The 18,333-nt window shown below is 70.3% G+C and carries 17 protein-coding genes; 11 read left to right on the top strand and 6 right to left on the bottom strand.

Translation table 11 applies throughout. The features are described 5' to 3' along the window. The first annotated feature begins 9 nt into the window (after nt 1–9). Nucleotides 10–198, top strand: a complete 189-nt coding sequence (locus TN53_RS19305; protein WP_046259797.1) for a ferredoxin — start codon at nt 10–12, stop codon at nt 196–198. Nucleotides 199–278: 80 nt separating this feature from the next. On the opposite strand, the gene TN53_RS19310 is transcribed toward TN53_RS19305, so the two are convergent. After that, the gene (locus TN53_RS19310; RefSeq protein WP_046259798.1) at nt 279–1,151 is read right to left on the bottom strand and encodes a VOC family protein; all 873 of its coding nucleotides are present in this window, start codon (nt 1,149–1,151) and stop codon (nt 279–281) included. A gap of 163 nt (nt 1,152–1,314) precedes the next feature. Between TN53_RS19310 and TN53_RS19315 the strand changes: the two genes are divergently transcribed. Both TN53_RS19315 and TN53_RS19320 read left to right on the top strand, forming a co-directional pair. Next, nucleotides 1,315–2,175 carry an alpha/beta fold hydrolase gene (locus TN53_RS19315; RefSeq protein ID WP_046259870.1) on the top strand — a complete coding sequence of 287 codons (861 nt, stop codon included), beginning with the start codon at nt 1,315–1,317 and terminating at the stop codon, nt 2,173–2,175. A gap of 8 nt (nt 2,176–2,183) precedes the next feature. Next, nucleotides 2,184–2,765, top strand: a complete 582-nt coding sequence (locus TN53_RS19320) for a TetR/AcrR family transcriptional regulator (protein ID WP_046259799.1) — start codon at nt 2,184–2,186, stop codon at nt 2,763–2,765. Between the two features lie 96 nt (nt 2,766–2,861). On the opposite strand, the gene TN53_RS19325 is transcribed toward TN53_RS19320, so the two are convergent. Further along, nucleotides 2,862–4,460, bottom strand: coding sequence for an FAD-binding protein (locus tag TN53_RS19325; protein WP_046259800.1), 1,599 nt, complete (start codon nt 4,458–4,460; stop codon nt 2,862–2,864). Nucleotides 4,461–4,685: 225 nt separating this feature from the next. Between TN53_RS19325 and TN53_RS19330 the strand changes: the two genes are divergently transcribed. The 4 genes from TN53_RS19330 (at nt 4,686) to TN53_RS19345 (ending at nt 8,488) form a co-directional block, all read left to right on the top strand. Next, nucleotides 4,686–5,519, top strand: coding sequence for a 2-keto-4-pentenoate hydratase (locus TN53_RS19330; protein WP_046259871.1), 834 nt, complete (start codon nt 4,686–4,688; stop codon nt 5,517–5,519). Continuing rightward, complete coding sequence (locus TN53_RS19335) at nt 5,516–6,481, top strand: acetaldehyde dehydrogenase (acetylating) (protein ID WP_046259801.1); 966 nt, start codon at nt 5,516–5,518, stop codon at nt 6,479–6,481. Before TN53_RS19330 ends, TN53_RS19335 begins: the two co-directional genes overlap by 4 nt. Then, nucleotides 6,478–7,488, top strand: a complete 1,011-nt coding sequence (dmpG, locus tag TN53_RS19340; RefSeq protein ID WP_046259802.1) for a 4-hydroxy-2-oxovalerate aldolase — start codon at nt 6,478–6,480, stop codon at nt 7,486–7,488. Before TN53_RS19335 ends, dmpG begins: the two co-directional genes overlap by 4 nt. Before the next feature lie 190 nt (nt 7,489–7,678). Next, a complete protein-coding gene (locus tag TN53_RS19345; RefSeq protein ID WP_046259803.1) occupies nt 7,679–8,488 on the top strand; it encodes an IclR family transcriptional regulator in 810 nt (269 codons plus the stop codon). Nucleotides 8,489–8,552: 64 nt separating this feature from the next. Here the strand turns inward: TN53_RS19345 and TN53_RS19350 are convergent, their stop codons facing one another. Further along, nucleotides 8,553–9,323 carry an SDR family NAD(P)-dependent oxidoreductase gene (locus TN53_RS19350; RefSeq protein WP_046259804.1) on the bottom strand — a complete coding sequence of 257 codons (771 nt, stop codon included), beginning with the start codon at nt 9,321–9,323 and terminating at the stop codon, nt 8,553–8,555. Nucleotides 9,324–9,327: 4 nt separating this feature from the next. Further along, nucleotides 9,328–10,857 carry an acyl-CoA synthetase gene (locus TN53_RS19355; RefSeq protein ID WP_046259805.1) on the bottom strand — a complete coding sequence of 510 codons (1,530 nt, stop codon included), beginning with the start codon at nt 10,855–10,857 and terminating at the stop codon, nt 9,328–9,330. 171 nt (nt 10,858–11,028) lie between these two features. Between TN53_RS19355 and TN53_RS19360 the strand changes: the two genes are divergently transcribed. From TN53_RS19360 to TN53_RS19370, 3 genes are all read left to right on the top strand, one after another. Beyond that, nucleotides 11,029–11,817: an enoyl-CoA hydratase/isomerase family protein gene (locus TN53_RS19360; protein ID WP_095046587.1), complete on the top strand. Its 789-nt coding sequence runs from the start codon at nt 11,029–11,031 to the stop codon at nt 11,815–11,817. Nucleotides 11,818–11,922: 105 nt separating this feature from the next. Beyond that, a complete protein-coding gene (locus tag TN53_RS19365) occupies nt 11,923–12,981 on the top strand; it encodes an alcohol dehydrogenase catalytic domain-containing protein (RefSeq protein WP_046259873.1) in 1,059 nt (352 codons plus the stop codon). 1 nt (nt 12,982) lies between these two features. Beyond that, on the top strand, nt 12,983–14,137 hold the full coding sequence (locus tag TN53_RS19370) for an acyl-CoA dehydrogenase family protein (RefSeq protein WP_046259806.1): 1,155 nt from the start codon (nt 12,983–12,985) through the stop codon (nt 14,135–14,137). 40 nt (nt 14,138–14,177) lie between these two features. Here TN53_RS19370 and TN53_RS19375 read toward each other — a convergent pair whose 3' ends face one another. Then, nucleotides 14,178–14,681 carry a TetR/AcrR family transcriptional regulator gene (locus TN53_RS19375; protein WP_234441643.1) on the bottom strand — a complete coding sequence of 168 codons (504 nt, stop codon included), beginning with the start codon at nt 14,679–14,681 and terminating at the stop codon, nt 14,178–14,180. Between the two features lie 270 nt (nt 14,682–14,951). Between TN53_RS19375 and TN53_RS19380 the strand changes: the two genes are divergently transcribed. Further along, complete coding sequence (locus tag TN53_RS19380) at nt 14,952–16,952, top strand: alpha-ketoacid dehydrogenase subunit alpha/beta (RefSeq protein WP_046259807.1); 2,001 nt, start codon at nt 14,952–14,954, stop codon at nt 16,950–16,952. Between the two features lie 162 nt (nt 16,953–17,114). Here the strand turns inward: TN53_RS19380 and TN53_RS19385 are convergent, their stop codons facing one another. Next, nucleotides 17,115–18,161: a cyclase family protein gene (locus TN53_RS19385; protein ID WP_046259808.1), complete on the bottom strand. Its 1,047-nt coding sequence runs from the start codon at nt 18,159–18,161 to the stop codon at nt 17,115–17,117. Nucleotides 18,162–18,333: the final 172 nt, after the last annotated feature.

Here is an 18,333-nt window from a genome sequence, read left to right on the forward strand (position 1 = left end):
GTGGGTTGAATGAAGGTCACGATCGACACGTCCTCGTGCTCCGGGCACGCGCGGTGCGCGGCGGTGGCATCCGAGCTGTTCCGTCTGGACGACGACGGCTATGCGCTGCCCATCGACGGGGAGATACCCGAAGGTCTCCAACAGGCCGCCCGTGACGGGGAGTCGGCCTGTCCGGAGCGGGCGATCACCGTCGGGTGACGCAACCGAGCGTTGAGCGACACGACTGAGCCCCACGGTTCACCACCGTGGGGCTCAGTCATTCCCCCGCTCGCCGGGACTCAGCCGGCCGGCTGCGGCGGCGGTGTGAAGTGGTGGCCCCAGAACGCGCCGTCCGTGATCTCGTAGACCGGCACGGGCTCGGGCACCTGCAGTCCGTTCCAGCCGAACTCGACGGCGTAGTTCTCCGGCGACCAGACGTAGAACGACACCATGCGGTCGTTGGTGTGCTTGCCGAGCGAGTGCATCATCGGCACCTCCATCTTCCCGGCGCGGTCGAGGGCCAGCCCGACGTCGTCCAGCGTCGCCCCCTCGACCATGAAGTGCAGCAGCCGCCCCGGACCCGGCATCGGCGTCACGCCCAGCGTGTGGTGCCGGGGGTTGCAGCCCATGAACCAGGTCGTGCCGCCCGGCGACTTCATCGTGTTGCGCTCGATGAAGCCCAGCACGTCGACGTAGAAGTCGAACGTGGCACGGGCGTCCTCGGCGGAGATGATGGCGTGCCCGAAGCCCATGTCGCCGGTGACGAACTTCGACACCAGCGGGGTCCGCACCGGCACATGGTCGAGGACGGCGCCGTAGAACAGCTCGACCGGGTTGCCTCCCGGGTCGTTGAACTTGACGAAGCCCGTGACCCTCCGCTCCGCGGCCTCGGCCTCGGTGCCGGCCGTCACCTTGATCCCGGCCTTCTCGACGTCCGCGACCAGCAGCGCCAACTGCCGCTCGTCGAGGACCTCGAAGCCCAGCGCCGTCATCCCGGGCTGGACGCCAGGAGAGACCACGATGCGGGCCGGGTAGTCGTCCATCCGGAAGGACAGCGACTCGGAGTCGCCGCCCTCGACGGGCATCAGGCCGAGGAAGTCGGCGCCGAAGGCCTTCCACTTGTCGAGGTCGTTGGACTCCAGACGCAGGTACCCGAGTGAGCGAACACCCATCAGGTCCTCCCCTCAGATTCGGTCAGGTCCGGGGCGGCCCGTGGGGCCCCCGGCATCGGTACGTCCGCGACGCTAGACAGCCCGGCAGGCCCGCCGCCGGAACCGTCCCACTGATCGGGAGACGTACGGCGACGGGCCCCGTCCGGGTGCGAGCGTGACCGTCATGACACTCAGCTACGAGGACACCCTGCGCGAACTCCCCACCGACGACGGCACGTTGCGCTACCACGAGGCCGGTGACGGGCCCCCGCTGCTCCTGCTGCACGGGTCGGGGCCGGGCGTCACCGGCTGGCGCAACTACCGGGGCAACCTCCCCGCGCTCGCCGAGCACTTCCGCTGCCTGGCCCTGGAGTTCCCCGGCTTCGGGGTGAGCGACCCGACCTCGGAGAACCCGATGGCGGCCGGCCCCAAGGCCGTACTCCGCTTCCTCGACCGCCTGGGCCTCGACCGCGTCGACGTCATCGGCAACTCCATGGGCGGGTTCGTCGCCGTCGGGCTCGCGGTCGCCCACAAGGACCTGTTCCGCAGGGTCGTCACCATCGGCGGCGTGGGCCGCAACATCCTCTCCCCGGCGCCCAGCGAAGGCCTCAACCTGCTGGTCGAGTTCGCCGAGAACCCCACCCGCGACAACCTCGTCCAGTGGCTGCGCGCGATGGTCCACGACCCCGCCCTGCTCACCGAGGAGCTCATCGAAGAGCGCTGGGCCAGCGCCACCGAGCCGCAGACGCTGGAGGCCTCCCGCCGGATCTACGGCCGTCAGGCCATGGCCGCGATCCAGGCCGCCCAGGCCCAGTCCGACCAGCCCATCTGGGCCGCCCTCCACAAGGTCACCGCACCCACCCTGCTGACCTGGGGCCGCGACGACCGGGTCACACCGCTGGAGAACGCCCTGCTCCCGCTGCGCACCATCCCCAAGGCCGAACTGCACGTGCTCCCGGACTGCGGACACTGGGCGATGATCGAGCAGAAGCAGGCCTGGGAGAGCGCGGTGCTGGCCTTCCTGACCCGCCCGGAGACCTCCTGAGGACGCCCATGCGGTCACCCGCCGCCCCCACGTCCGCCCGCCAGGCCGCCCGCCGGGTCCAGATCCTGCGCGCAGCCTCCGACCTCGGCTCACGCGACGGGCTCGCCGACGTGCAGATGCACGACGTGGCCAGGGAGGCGGGCGTCGCGATCGCCACCCTGTACCGCTACTTCCCGTCCAAGCCCTTTCTGTTCCTGGCCGTCCTCGAATGGCACATCGAACAGTTCCTCGGTGACCACGGCGACGGCGCGCCCGTCCGGGCCACAGCCGATCCGACGACAGAGATCGCGGACACCCTCGTCGCGCTGAGCGGCAAACTGCTCGGCAACCGCGTGCTGGCCTCGGCGGTCGCGCTGTCGTCGTTCACGGAGTACGCGAGCGCCGTCCCGAGCCGGATCGACATCGTCGAGCGAGGACTGGGACAGCGGCTCCTGCGCGTTCTCGGTGACCGCGCGGACGTCCGCAGCAGGGTGCGTCTGCTCGTCTACACCTGGTGGGGACTGTTCGTCGCCATGCTGACCGAGGAGATCTCCACCGAGCAGGGGGAGTCGGACCTGCGGCTGGCCGCGCGGCTGATCGCGACGCCGTAGCACCCAGCTCAGGGCCGTGGCCCACCACACGACGCCATAGCGCGCACAACACAGTGCCCGGGACACCCACCGTGTCCCGGGCGCCGCGCTGTCACCTCAGTCCGTCGACCCGGCCATGTCCAGGACCGCCAGATACCCGAACGCGAGACTCGAACCGATCGGAGTGCCCGCCCCCGGGTACACCCGCCCCGACATCGCGGCCGCGGTGTTCCCGGTCGCGTACAGCCCCTCGATCGGCCGGCCGTCCGGTCGCAGCACGCGCGCGTGGGTGTCGATCCGCAGACCGCCCTTGGTGCCGATGTCGGACGGGACGATCGCGGCCGCGTAGAACGGGCCCTCGTCGATGGGCAGGAGCAGCGGGTTCGGCCACTCGGGCGCCGGCTTCGCCGGGAAGTTCTGCCGGGGGTCGGCCGGGAAGGGGACGATGTGGTGGAACATCTGGTCCCACGGGGTCTCACCGCGGTGGAACCGCTCGTCGACACCGGTTCGCGCGTACCCGTTGAACTCCTCGACGGTCCGCTCCAGCGCGTCGAAGGGGACGTCGATCAGCCCGGCCAGCTCCTCCAGAGTGTCGGCCTTCTTCAACGCCCCCGACTCCAGCCACTGTTCGGGCCCCGGGGTGGCGGGCGGGAAGCCGATGCTGTCCCGGTCCAGCTGCCGCTGGTCGAACACCCAGTGCGCCGGGATGTGGCTCACGCCGGTGGTGGTGTGCAGCCGGACGATCTCGTGCGCGGCCTGGTCGTACGGCCGTGTCTCGTTGACGAAGCGTTCGCCCGCGCCGTTGACCCAGATGCCGCCCCGGGTGCCGGTGTGGAAGACGGGCAGGCCGTCGGGGTGGACCAGCCCCGGGACGAACCATGCCTCGTCGAGCAGGTCGGTGTCCGCGCCCACGGCGATGCCCGCCCGCAGGGCGTCACCCGTGTTGCCCGGGGCGCCCTCGGACCACTCCCCGGTGAGCGGTGACTGGTGTTTCTCGCGCAGCTCACGGTCGCGCTCGAAGCCGCCGGCCGCGAGGAGTACGCCCCGCCGGGCCCGGATCCGGACCCGCTCGCCGTCACTGACGACCTCGACGCCTACGACCCGGCCACCCTCGACGATCAGGCTCTCCAGCGCGGTGTTCAGCCGCAGTTCGCCGTTGCCCGTCTCCAGGAACGCCGACAGCGCCCGGCCGATCAGCGCACGGCCGCCGGAGAGCACGGGACCCTCGTCGAAGCCGAACCGCTCGGTGGGCAGCGAGTCGCGCACCAGGGCCCTGCGTTCGCCGAGCTCCGTGACCTCGACCGGCGGCGGGAAGACGGTGTGCCCCGTGGGGGACGAGCCCGGGGCCGACGCGTAGTAGTCCGGAACCGGCCCGTGGACGAAGGACTGGAACCACGTGTTCTGCTCCAGCTCGTCGATCAGCCGGGGCCCGGCCGCCAGATAGGCGTCCTGGAGCGCCTCCCGGGACGGATCGTCGACGACACTGCGCAGATACGCCCGTACGTCCTCCACGTCGTCCCCGTGGCCGGCCCGGCTCAGCGGGGCGGACCCGGGGAACCACAGCCCCGCGCCGGAGTACGCCACGGTGCCGCCGACCCGGTCGGTCTTCTCGACGACGAGCGTGCGCAGGCCGCGCGCCGCCGCCACATACGCCCCGACCAGGCCTCCGCCCGACCCGACGACGACCACGTCGTAGGCATCCTCGTTGATGCTCATCCGAACCTCCTCATGAGTGCCGACCGCGCTGGGTGGGGCGTGGGGGAACGAACAGGGTGCGCCCAGCGGTTCGCCGGCCGACGCTAACGAGACGGTGCGGGCCCGTCTTCGCGTCATCTCGCTCATCGAGACCCACGCGCCGCCGAGTCCCGCTGAGCGGAATGCGCCCGGCTGCCCTCCGGCACGGCGGATCAGGCTGAAGGCCGGCACGAGTTGAGGATGGCGATGACAGACGTTTGGGAACCGACAACGGTCGCGAACCGTGAATCCGCTGTGGCCGAGGCGGCCGTACGGCTCACCCGCGCCGCTCAGGACCACAAGCCCTGTGCGCCCGTGAGGGACCTGCTCGGCGCGACCGACATCAGCCTCGCGTACGCCGTCCAGCGACGCGTCGTCGGGGACCGGATCGCCGCGGGAGCACGGGTCGTCGGCCGCAAGATCGGGCTCACCTCGGAGTCGGTGCAGCGTCAGGTCGGCGTCGACCGGCCCGACTTCGGCGTGCTGCTGGACGACATGGATGTCACCGGGCCGGCGGCCGTCCCCAGCGACCGGCTGCTCCAGCCCAGGGTCGAGGCGGAGATCGCGTTCGTGCTCGCCGCCGATCTGGACGAGGACGACCTGGACATCGAGCGGGTCGGGGCGGCGGTCGGATATGCCGTGGCCGCGCTGGAGATCGTGGACAGTCGGGTGACCGACTGGGACATCGCGATCACGGACACGGTCGCCGACAACGCCTCCAGCGGACTGTTCGTCCTGGGTCAACAGCGTGTAGCACTGGGGGAGTTCACGCCCCGGGACGTGACCATGCGGCTCTACGCCGACGGCGAGCTCGCCTCCGAGGGCAACGGCGCGGCCTGTCTGGGCGACCCGCTCGCCGCCCTGTTGTGGCTGGCGCGCACCGCCCGTGAGTTCGGCGACCCGCTGCGCGCGGGACAGGTCGTGCTCTCCGGCGCCCTCGGTCCACTCGTCCCCACACCGCCAGGCATCACCGTACGGGCCGAGATCTCGGGCCTGGGGCCGGTGACCGCGACCTTCTCACCCAAGGAACGACAAGGATGACGAAGACCAAGGTGGCCGTTATCGGCTCCGGCAACATCGGCACCGACCTGATGATCAAGGTCCTGCGCCTGTCCGACACCCTGGAGATGGCCGCGATGGTGGGCATCGACCCGGACTCCGACGGGCTGGCACGCGCCGCGCGACTGAAGATCCCCACCACCCACGAGGGCGTGGACGGCCTGATCCGCATGGACGATTTCGACGACATCGAGATCGTCTTCGACGCCACGTCCGCGAAGGCCCATGTCGAGAACGCCAAGAAGCTGGCCCCGTACGGCAAGCGGCTCGTCGATCTCACCCCGGCGGCCCTCGGCCCGTACGTGGTCCCGACGGTGAACCTGGACGAGCACCTGGCCGGCGGCGACGACACTGTCGACAACTTCAACATGGTCACCTGCGGCGGTCAGGCGACCATCCCGATCGTCCACGCGGTCAGCCGGGTGACACCGGTGCCGTACGCCGAGATCGTCGCCTCGATCTCCTCCAGATCCGCCGGACCCGGCACCCGGGCCAACATCGACGAGTTCACCGAGACCACGTCCGGCGCCATCGAGAAGGTGGGCGGTGCCCGGCGCGGCAAGGCGATCATCGTCCTGAACCCGGCCGAACCACCCCTGATCATGCGCGACACGGTGTACTGCCTGATCGGCGCGGACGCCGACCATGACGCGGTCCGCGGCTCGGTCGAGGAGATGGTGGCCGCCGTCGCCGAGTACGTGCCCGGCTATCGGCTCAAGCAGCAGGTGCAGTTCACCCCGGTCCCCGCCGAGGACCCGGTCCACACCCTGCTGCCCGACGGCGTCTCGGAGAGGCCGGCCACCAAGGTCTCCGTCTTCCTCGAAGTGGAGGGCGCCGCCCACTACCTGCCCGCCTATGCCGGCAACCTCGACATCATGACCTCGGCCGCCCTGCGGGTCGCCGAGCGCATCGCCGGCCGGACGACCCCCGAGGTGACCAAGTGACTCGCAGGCTCTATGTGCAGGACGTCACCCTGCGGGACGGCATGCATGCCATCCGGCACCGGATCACCCCCGAGTTCGTCTCGAAGATCTCCGCGGCCCTCGACCGTGCGGGCGTGGACGCGATCGAGGTCGCCCACGGCGACGGTCTGGCCGGCGGCAGCCTCAACTACGGGCCGGGCAGCAACACCGACTGGGAGTGGATCGAGGCGGCCGCGGACGCCATCGACCGCGCGGTCCTCACCTCGCTGCTCCTGCCGGGCATCGGCACCATCGCCGAACTGAAAACGGCCTACGCCCTCGGCGTCCGCTCGGTGCGCATCGCCACCCACTGCACCGAGGCCGATGTCGCCGCCCAGCACATCTCCACCGCACGCGAACTCGGCATGGACGTCTCGGGATTCCTGATGATGGCCCACATGGCGCCCCCGCAGGCCCTCGCCGAGCAGGCCAGGCTGATGGAGAACTACGGCGCGCACTGTGTCTACGTCACCGACTCCGGCGGCCGGCTCACCATGGACGGCGTCCGCGACCGCATCCGCGCCTACCGCGACGTGCTCGAACCGGAGACCCAGATCGGCATCCACGCCCACGAGAACCTCTCCCTCTCGGTCGCCAACTCGGTGGTGGCCGTGGAGGAGGGCGTGACCCGGGTCGACGCCTCGCTCGCCGGACAGGGCGCGGGAGCGGGCAACTGCCCCATCGAACCGTTCGTGGCCGTGGCCAACCTCCACGGCTGGAAGCACGACTGCGACCTCCACGCTCTCCAGGACGCCGCCGAGGATCTCGTCCGCCCGCTCCAGGACCGGCCGGTACGCGTCGACCGGGAGACCCTCACCCTCGGCTACGCCGGCGCCTACTCCAGCTTCCTGCGGCACGCCGAGGCCGCCGCGGAGCGGTACGGACTCGACGCCCGCACCATCCTGGAGGAGGTCGGCAGACGCGGTCTCGTCGGCGGGCAGGAGGACATGATCGTGGACATCGCCCTCGACCTCACCGCCCAGGGCTGACACCCGAGCGACGTACCGCTCCCCGGAGGAATGACTCCGGGGAGCGGTACGTTTTTGCGTCCCATTGCTAAATAGACCGATCGTCCCAATAAATCGGTGCACGACTCTATCGATACGGCCCACGGCATTGATACCTTGACGCCGGCGCCGAACTAGAATTGATTTCAGTTTGAGCAGAGAGGCACCGACGATGACGTCTGCCCTTCGCTTGGCGTCGCCCCCGTCGATGATGGAGCGGGTGACGCTGATCATGGATCTCTTCGAACGTCCGCAGACCCACCTGACGCTCGAAACGGTGTCCCGCCGGACACACCTGCCACGCTCGACGACCCATCGGATCCTCGACCAGCTGGTCCGCCTGGACTGGCTGCGGCACACGGTGGCGGGATACACCCTGGGCTCGCGGTCGCTCGGCCTGGGCGGCCGGGAGACGGGGCACAGCACGCTGCGGGCGGCGGCGGCGCCGCATCTGCTGGAGCTTGCCGTCCGCACCCGCATGGTCGTCCACCTGGCCGTGCTGGACGGTCCGGAGATCTACTACCTGGACAAGGTGGGCGGCCGTGCGGCGGCGGACATCCCCTCGAAGGTCGGCGGCCGGGCGGTCGCGCACTGCACCGGCCTGGGCAAGGCCATGCTGGCCTGGCTGAGCCCCGAGGAGATCGACGCACGGTACGCGCAGCTGATCGAGCGGCGCACCGAGTACAGCATCGGCCGGCTCGACCAGCTGCACCGGGAGCTCAGGGTGGTGCGCGGCCGCAACGGGCTGGCGATCGACCGCGGCGAGTGCTTCCCCGAACTCGGTTGCGTGGGCCTCGCGCTGCGCGGGCCCGAGGGGCCGGTCGGGGCGATCTCGGTGGTCGGAGACGGCCGTTCGTCCCTGGAACTCGTGGCTCCGCTGGTGGTCAACACGGTCCGGGCGGTCTCCGAGGACCTCTTCGACGCGGGTGCCGGTGCTGCGCAGCCGTACCGCCGGGATGTGTCGGACGTCGTCGTCGGATAGCGCGATGCCGCCCCGGCCGGGGCCGGGGCGGCATGTTCTCAAGGGCGCCTGGCTGTCCCCGTCCTCACCGAGCCGTCCAGCCGCCGTCCACCGTGACGGTCGTCCCTGTCACGAAGCGGGAGGCGTCCGAGGCGAGGAACACCGCGGCGCCGCCCAACTCCTCGACGCGGCCCACTCGTCCCAGGGGCGTGCCCTTCACGATCCGCTCGCCCCAGCGGCTGTCCAGCAGGCCCGAGCTGAGATCCGTACGGAAGTAGCCGGGCGCGAGGGCGTTGACGCGCACCCCGCGGTCGGCCCACTCGACCGCGAGGGCCTTGGTCAGTGCCTCGACGCCACCCTTGCTGGCGGCGTACGCGGCGATCCGTTCGAAACCGGCGCTCGCGTGCACGGACGAGACGTTCACGATCGACCCCGACCTCTGCTCCAGCATCACCTTTCCGGCCTCGCGGCAGCAGTGGAAGGTGCCCTGGAGGTTGATGTCGAGCACCCGCCGGAAGTCCTCGTCGGTGACGTACTCGCTGCGGGTGAAGTGCGGGCTGATGCCCGCGCAGTTGACCACGGCGTCCAGTCGCCCCGTCGCCCCGGTGATCCGCTCCACCGTCGTACGGACCGCGTCCGCGTCGGCCACGGAGGCGGGCAGCACCAGCACCTTGCCGCCGTGCCCGGCGAGTTCGGCCTCCAGACTCTCCAGGTCCGCGGCCGTACGGGCGGTCACCGCCACGTCCGCGCCGGCCTGCGACAGGGCGACCGCGACCGCCCGGCCGAGGCCCTTGCCCGCGCCGGTCACCCAGGCGGTCCTGCCGTCGAGGCGCAGGTCGGTGTTGACGTCGGCCATGGGTTCAGCCCTCCACGGGGATGTCGCGCAGGGTCCGCTTGAGGACCTTGCCCGAGGGGGTGCGGGGGAGTTCGTCGACGACGTCGAAGCGCACCGGCACCTTGAACTTGGCCAGCCGCTCCAGACAGAACTCACGCAGTTCCTCCGGTCCGGCGCCGGCTCCGGGCCTGAACACCACGAAGGCGCGCGGCACTTCACCCCAGCGGGGGTGGACCAGACCGACCACGGCGGCCTCCAGGACGGCGGGGTGCTCGTACAGCACCCGCTCCACCTCGGGGGTGGCGATGTTCTCGCCACCGGAGACGATCATGTCCTTTTTGCGGTCGTCGATGTAGAGGAAGCCGTCCTCGTCGACGTGCCCGATGTCCCCGGTGTGGAACCAGCCGTCCTTGAGCGCCGCGGCCGTGGCCTTCTCGTCCCGCCAGTAGCCCGCGAAGACCTTCGGGCCGCGCAACGTGATCTCGCCGAGTTCACCGGCCGGCACCTCCTTGCCGGTGTCGTCGACGATCCGCACGCGCGTGTGAGGCACGGGACGGCCGACCGAGCCCAGCTTGGTCAGCGCGTGCTCCCGGTCCAGGAAGGTGTCGCCGGAGACGGTTTCGGTGAGTCCGTAGGCGTCGGCGAACCAGGCGTTGGGGAAGGCGTTCATGATCCGCCGCAGGACAGGCTCGGGGGTCTTCTCGCCGCCGCCGAGGATGAAACGCATCGAGCCGGTGTCGTACGACTCCCGGTCCGGGACCTCCAGCACCGCGTTGACCATGGCGGGCGCCAGCCATGCGTTGGTGACCCGGTGCTCCTGGATCGCGCGCAGGGCGCCCTGCGGGTCGAACCTGCGCTGGAGCACCACGCTTCCGCCCGAGTACAGGACTCCGAGGGCCGGCATGTCCAGGCCGCCCACGTGGTAGAGCGGGCCGCAGACCAGCGTGGTGTCGGCCGCGGTCAGGCCGAAGTGGACGATGTGGGCGAGGTTCTTCGCCTGCACGTTCCCGTACGTGATGCGCACGCCCTTGGGCCGTGAGGTGGTGCCCGAGGTGTACATCAGCCGCTGGAGATCGTCCGGCTCCACGTCCACAGGCTCCACCCGGGCGCCGGGGTGCCGGTCGAGGAGGGCCTCGTAGCCGGTCCAGGCGCCTTCGGCGGAGCCGTCCACCAGGATCCGGTGCTCCAGACCGGTGAGCTTCCCGGCGATACGGTCCGCGGGGCGCACGAACTCCGGCTCGGTGAACAGCACCTTCGTCTCGGCGTGGTCCAGGATGTACGCCCATTCCTCCTCGGACAGGCGGTAGTTCAACGGGAGGAAGACCGCCCCGACGCGGTTCACGGCGTACAGGAGTTCCAGGAACTCGGGCCGGTTGTAGAGGAGCAGGGCCACGACGTCGCCGCGCCCGACGCCCAGCTCTGTCAGTCCGGCGGCCAGCCGGTTCACCCGCTCATGGAGTTCGCGCACCGTCAGACGGCGGTCCTCCTGGGTCACGGCCACAGCGTCGGGCCGCTGGGCCAGGTGGTAATCGAGGATGCTCGAAAAATTGTGCACGGCGACTCTCCGGCTCGGCGGCCGGGATTGTCCCGACCGGTCGGTTGCCCGCTACCAAGATTTAGTGTACCTCTTGGTCTATAAAACGTTGAGCCGCACTTTACGACGGAGCCCCCTGGTCGACAACCATCCGGACGGGCCCCGTGTCACTCCCCGACCGAGGAGGGCCCCTTGCCTCGCATCCGCCTCGACACCGACGGACCCGTCGCCACGGTCCGCCTCGACCACCCGCCGATGAACGCCTTCGACACCGCCCAGCGCGCCGAACTGGCCGCCGTCGCGCGCGAGCTGGCGGACAGCCGCCAGGTGCGGGCCGTGGTGCTGTACGGCGGTGAGCGGCTGTTCGCCGCCGGAGCGGACGTCAAGGCGCTGGCCGCGATGGGGCCCGAAGAGGTCCGGGGCTGGAACCGGGCGTTGCAACGGACCTTCGACGAGGTCGCCCGGTTGCCCATGCCGGTGATCGCGGCCATCACCGGGTACGCGCTCGGCGGCGGCCTCGAGCTGGCGCTCGCCGCCGACTACCGCGTGGCCGCCGAGGACGCGATCCTCGGCCAGCCGGAGGTGCAGCTCGGCATCATCCCGGGCTCGGGCGGCACCCAGCGACTTACCCGGCTGATCGGGCCGTCGCGCGCCAAGAACCTGCTGATGACCGGCCGCCGGGTGAGCGCGGAGGAGGCGCTGCGCCTCGGCTTCGTGGACGAGGTCGTGCCCGCGGGCGAGGTGTACGACGCCGCCCTGAGTTACGCACGGCGGTTGGCCGAGGGTCCCGCCGCGGCTCTGGAGGCGATCAAGGAGGCGGTGGACCACGGCGCCGACGCCGGCATGGGCGCCGGGATGGCGCTCGAACGCTCCCTGTTCACCGGGGTGTTCGGCACGGCGGACGCCACCACCGGCATCCGCTCCTTCCTCGAACACGGCCCGGGCAAGGCACGCTTCGGCGGGCCCGAGCGAGACAACTAGGCGGTTCGGGAGTGCCCCGCCAGGGGCGCGGGGAACTGCGCGACCAGCCACGACGGCGCAGCAGCAAAAGAACAACCCATCGCGGCACTGAAAGGGGTGGAGAAGATGAAGGCACTGCGTTGGCACGGCGCACGCGACCTGCGGCTGGAGGAGGTCCCAGACCCCCCGCAGCCGGAGCCGCACGAAGCGGTCGTCGAGGTCTCCTGGTGCGGGGTGTGCGGCACGGACCTGCACGAGTTCCAAGAAGGCCCGCACATGATCCGCAGCGACCCGCATCCACTCACCGGCGCCAGTCCACCCCTCGCGCTCGGCCACGAACTGAGCGGCACAGTCGTCGCGTTGGGCAGAGCGGTACCCGGGGTCGCGATCGGCGACCGGGTGACCGCAGACCCTGTCTGGCGCTGCGGGGTCTGCTTCTGGTGCGTGCGCGGCGAGTACCACATCTGCCCCAAGAGCGGCTCGGTCGGACTTGCCTCGCCGGGTGCCTTCGCCGATCGCGTCACCGTGCCGATCGCGGGACTTACGCGGTTGCCCGACAACGTGAGCGACGAGATGGCGGCCGCCGCCGAACCCCTCGCCGTGGGTCTGCACGCCGTCACCCGGGCCGGTGTCCGTCCCGGCGACAACGTCCTGGTCGTCGGAGGCGGACCGATCGGCTTCGCCGTCGTCCTCGCGGCCCGTCTCGCGGGTGCCGCCGGACTCTACGTCAGCGAACCCCTGAAGGAGCGCAGGGAGAAGCTCCTCGACATCGGCGTCACCGAGGCCTTCGACCCGCGCGAGACCGACGTACGCCGTGAGGTGTTCCTGAGGACGGGACGTATCGGGCCCGACGTCGTCATCGACGCCACCGGTGTGCCCGCGCTCGCGGGCCAGGCGGTGGCCACCGTCCGGCGCGGCGGGCGGGTCGTGCTCGCCGGCGTCGGGCACGGCAGCGTCGAGTTCGACATGGGTCAACTCGTCTTCTACGAGCGGTCGGTGGTCGGCACGCTCGGCTACAACTTCGACATCCCCCGTGTGATCGACCTGATGAGCACCGGGCGCCTGGACGCCTCACCGCTGATCACCGGACGTTTCTCACTCTCGGAAGGAGCCGGGGTCTTCGCGGACCTGGCAGCCGACCGCGCAAAGCACCTGAAGGTGCTGCTGACCCCGAAGGGACTGTGACATGGATTTCGATCTGCCGGAGGAGACCCGGGATCTCCAGGACATGGTCCGTGAGTTCGCGGCCAAGGAGATCACCCCGAACGCGGCCGAGTGGTCGGAGAACGAGGAGTTCCCGACGCACATCTTCACCAAGCTCGGCGAACTCGGCCTGATGGGCATGCTCGTGCCCGAGGAGTACGGCGGCGCGGGCTCCGACACCGTCTCCTATGTCGCCGTGATGGAGGAACTGGGCGCCGCCGACCAGTCGGTGGCCTCCTCCTGGAACGCCCACTCGACCATCGCCACCCTGCCGCTGCTGGCCTACGGCACCGAGGAGCAGAAGCACCGCTGGCTGGCCCCGCTGGCCCGGGGCGAGGCCATCGGCGCCTTCGGCCTGACCGAGCCGGGCGCCGGATCCGACGCGGCCGGCATCACCACCACCGCCCAGCGCCGCGACGGTGGTTGGGTGATCAACGGCACCAAGATGTTCATCACCAACGCCGGTACCGACATCAGCCAGGGCGTCACCCTGCTGGCCACGACGGGCAGGAACGAGGACGGGCGGAAACGGTTCGCGACGTTCTACGTCCCGACCGGCACTCCCGGTTACACCTGCGGGGCCAAGCTGAAGAAGCTCGGCTGGCACGCCATGGACACCCGGGAACTGATCTTCGACGACTGCTGGATCTCCGACGACCACCTCATCGGGGACGAGGGAGGCGGGCTGCGTCAGTTCCTCTCCGTCCTCGACAAGGGGCGGATCAGCGTCGCCGCCCTCGGTCTCTCGCTGGCCAAGGCGGCACTGGCCCTCGCGGTCAAACACGCCACGGAGCGGCACCAGTTCGGCCGCCCCCTGTCGTCCTTCCAGGCGGTGGCGCACAAGATCGCCGACATCGGCACCGAGTTCGAGGCCGCCCGGTGGATGGTCTACCGCGCCGCCTGGCTCGCCGACCAGGGACGGCCGTACAGCAAGGAGGCCGCCATGGCGAAGCTCTACACCTCCGAGGTCGCCAACCGGGCCGCCTCCCAGGCGGTGCAGATCCACGGCGGCTACGGCTATGTGCGGGAGTCGGAGGTCTCGCGCTTCTACGCGGACGCCAAGATCCTCGAGATCGGCGAGGGCACGAACGAGATCCAGCGCGATGTCATCGCCCGGGCCCTGGTGAAGCAGGCGTGACACGTGAAAGGGCCCGTGGTGTGCGCCGCGGGCCCCTCGGTCAGTCCGTGACAGGGGCGGAGCGCCACTCGGCCTCGGGGTCGAGCGGCAGATCGGGGCGGGCGCGCTTGAACGCCTCCGTCCTCGCCTCCATGTCCGGGAGGGCGGCCCCCGGCGCGCCGAAGCCGCGCAGGAGGGTGCCGCAGTACTCCCGGGACAGCTGGGCGGGATGGAAGCGTCCGTCGGGCTTCACCCACTGGTAGGTGTGGTTGTGGAGGTTGAGGAACTGCAGGGTGGCCAGCCGCGGCGGCAGGGAACGGAAGTCGCCGTGTTCCGCCGCCTGCGCGATCAGTCCCGAGACCAGCCGTTCGAACTCGGCGCGCTGGTCGAGGACGGGCTGGAGGCAGTCGCCGGTGAGGCTGCGGTAGTCGTGCTCGTAGACCCAGATGTGGTCGAGCCTGCGGAAGATGATCGTCAGCAGCGACTCCGACAGCAGCCGCAGCCGCACCAGCGGATCCGTGTCGAGCTCCGCGATCTGCCGGGCCCGGGACAGCAGTGGCCCCATCACCCGCGCCTGGATCTCGACGAGAAGGTTCTCCTTGGAGCCGATGTAGTAGTACAGCGCTCCCTTGGCGAGCCCGACCGCCCGGCCCAGGTCGGGCCGTGTCGATGATCTTCTGCCGCCGGACCTCGTAGTCCGGTCCGTGGCCCGGTGGTCTGGGCATCGCTTCTCTCCCCGGCCCGGCGAATAGTTTGATAGACCAGACGGTACATTAAAAGTAGGACTCAGGCGGCGCGGTTGTGTGCCGCCCGCGCGAGCAATGCGAGGACGCGCATGACGACCGAGGCACCGCAGCACACCATCACCGGATCCGCGCATGCGGACCAGCTCCTGGAGATGTATCGCCGGATGCGTCGCATTCGGCGTTTCGAGGAGCGGGCGTCCGACCTGTACAAGGCGACGGAGATTCCCGGATTCCTGCATCTGTCGATCGGTCAGGAGGCCAGTGCCGTGGGTGCCTGCTGGCCCCTCGGCCCCCGGGACGGCATCACCTCCACCCACCGCGGTCACGGCCATGTCCTGGCCAAGGGGCTGGACTCGGCGTCGATGATGGCCGAGCTGATGGGCAAGGAGGCCGGGACCTGCCACGGCCGCGGCGGCTCCATGCACATCGCCGACCCCGGCCTCGGCATCTACGGCGCCAACGGCATCGTCGGCGCCGGGCTGCCGATCGCCGCCGGAGTGGCGACCGCGGCCAAGCTGCGGGCCGCGGGTGACGTGGTGGTGGCGTTCTTCGGGGACGGCGCGGTCGCCCAGGGCATGTTCCACGAGGCCGTGAACCTGGCCGCCGTATGGGATCTGCCGGTCGTCTTCCTGTGCGAGAACAACCACTACTCGGAGTTCTCGCCCGCCGCCGAACAGCACCGCGCCACGCTGTCCGCGCGCGCGGCGGGTTACGGCATCGGGTACGCGCATGTCGACGGCAACGACGTGCTCGCGGTGGCCGGGATGATGACCGACGTGGTGGCACGGCTGCGGGCGGGTGGCGGTCCGGTCCTGGTGGAGGCGGAGACCTACCGGTGGCACGGCCACTACGAGGGCGACCCGGAGCGCTACCGCAGCGCCGAGGAGGTCGCCGCCGCCAAGGAGCGCGACCCGCTGCTGGTGGCACGTCGGCATCTCGCGGACGCCGGAGTGGCGGCCGCGCAGGCCGACGCGGTCGACGAGGAGATCGACAAGGAGATCGAGGCGGCGGTGCAGTGGGCCAGGAGCCTGCCCGAGCCCGCCCCGGAGACCCTGTACGACTTCGTCTCGGCGCCGCGCCCGGCCCTGCCGGAGCCCGCCGCCCCTGCTCCCGGCGCCGAGATCTTCCGCTCCATGGACGCGGTGCGGCTCGCGCTGGAGCACGAACTGACCGCAGATCCCACGGTGTTCGTCGCCGGCATCGACGTCGGCGCGGGCGGCAACGTCTTCGGTCTCACCCGGGGGCTAGCTCAGGCCTTCCCCGGCCGGGTACGTGACACCCCGATCAGCGAGAGCGCGATCATCGGCACCGCGGTGGGGGCGGCCATGGCCGGCATGAAGCCGGTCGTCGAGATCATGTACATGGACTTCATCGGCGTAGCCCTGGACATGCTCCTCAACCAGGCCGCCAAGCTGCGCTTCATGACCGGCGGCCGGGCCTCCCTGCCGCTCGTGGTGCGCACCCAGTTCGGCGCCGGACGCTCCTCCGGCAGCCAGCACTCGCAGAGCCTGGAGGCGATGCTCGCGCACATCCCCGGGCTGACCGTGGTGATGCCGTCCAACCCGGCGGACACGTATGGGCTGTTGCGGGCGGCCATCCAGGACCCCAACCCGGTGGTGTTCGTCGAGAACCGGCTCCAGTACGGCTTCAAGGGCCCGAAGCCGCCGGCCGACCACATGATCCCGCTGGGCAGGGCCAAGGTGGTCCGCGAGGGCACCGACATCACGCTCGTCTCCTGGTCGCGGATGGTCCAGGACGCCCTGGCCGCCGCGGAGTCGCTCGCGGCGGAGGGCGTGAGCGTGGAGGTCGTCGACCTGCGCACGATCGCCCCGCTGGACCGGGAGACGGTGCTCGCCTCCCTTGCCAAGACCAACCGTCTGGTCATCGCCCACGAGGCGGTGCGGGACTTCGGCGTCGGCGCCGAACTCGCCGCGCTCGCCGTCGACGAGGGCTTCTGGCACCTGGACGCACCCGTCACCCGGGTCGCGGCACCGGCGATGCCCGCTCCGTACGCCCCGTCGCTGGAACGGCTGTGGCTGCCCTCGCGCGACACCATCGCCGACACCCTGCGGCGCATCGCGGCGGTGTGACGTCCGTGGGGCGCGCCCGTCGAGGCGCGCCCCACACATACGCAGGACAAAGAGATGGCCCCGGGACCAATCCCGGGGCCATCCCCTTGTGCGTTCCGCCGCCGGCCCGGCCAAATCGGCAGGACTGGACATGGACCGACGGCGGATCCGATCGCTGATGAGTCAGACCGTCGCGACCGGAGTGAGCGGACTGCCCTGCGTGCCGGGCAGGTTGAGCGGGGGAGCGGTGAGGAGGAAGCGGCTGCGGTCGTGCTCGCGCAGCCAGGCGGCCAGGTCGTTGAGGTACCAGAGCTCGCCCATGGGAACACCCAGCTTGAACAGGCACAGGTGGTGCAGGGGAAGCAGGGTGTGGGGGCCCTGGGCCTGGGTGACGCCCACGCCTTCGATGGCGTAGTTGTCCGAGGCGATCGCGGAGATCTGCGACTCGGCGACCCACTCGAGCAGCTTCGGGTCGTCCGCGTCGAGGTAGGCCGCGGTCTGGTGGATGGCGACCGGGTCGGGGTTCTTCGCCCAGGAGAGGACCTGGGTGGCGAAGCCCGTGTGCAGCAGGAGGATGTCACCCGGCTCGACCACGACGTTGTCGGCCGCCATGATCTCCTGGAGCTGCTGGAAGTTGACCGGCTGGTAGCCGGTGCCCAGGTGGTGGGCGATGTCGATCAGCACGCCCCGGCCCTGGACGCCGTGCTGCGCCATGTGCTCCAGGCCCAGGTGGCGGGCGAAGCTCAGGCTCCCGCTGCCGTCGCCCTTGGCGTCCTCCTGCGGACCGACGAGGTCGGCGCCGGGCCGGAAGCCGTTGTAGAAGATCGGCTCGGCGATTCCGTCGCCGTCGGCGTCGAACTCGGCACCCTGGTGGGCGAGGGCGTCCCACTGGGTGGAGTACTGCAGCCAGAGCGTGACCACGTCGTCGGACCACACATCGATCAGGTCGGGCGAGAAGTGCTCGCTCGCCTGGATGTTGTAGAAGACGTCCTGCTGGTGCTGGAGGTCCTCGGTGGGCCGCAGGATCGGCGGGTAGCGGCGCTGGTTCAGCGAGGTCCCGCCCGGATAGTCGAGCGGCAGGCTCAGGCTGAAGGTGACCCCGTGCTCGACCTCCCGCACACCCTGCAGGACCTTCTCGGGCGTCAGCAGGTTGATGCGCCCCAGCTCGTCGTCCTCACCGAAATCGCCCCAGGTCGAGCCCGGCGGCCGCTGCTTCCAACGCTTCGTCACGATAAAACGCCTCCTTAGGCGGCAGTCCGACAGTCCTCGTTGACGGCCGTCCGACAGCCGTTCGCATGCTATTTGGATTGTACCGATCGGTCAACAAGTAGGACTGCTTGAGTATGAGCCTTCAAATTGGCTGTTGCTGAGTAATAGACTGGGTGGTCGAAACCTCGATCCT

The organism is Streptomyces sp. WM6386 (assembly GCF_000972385.1).
GTDB lineage: Bacteria > Actinomycetota > Actinomycetes > Streptomycetales > Streptomycetaceae > Streptomyces.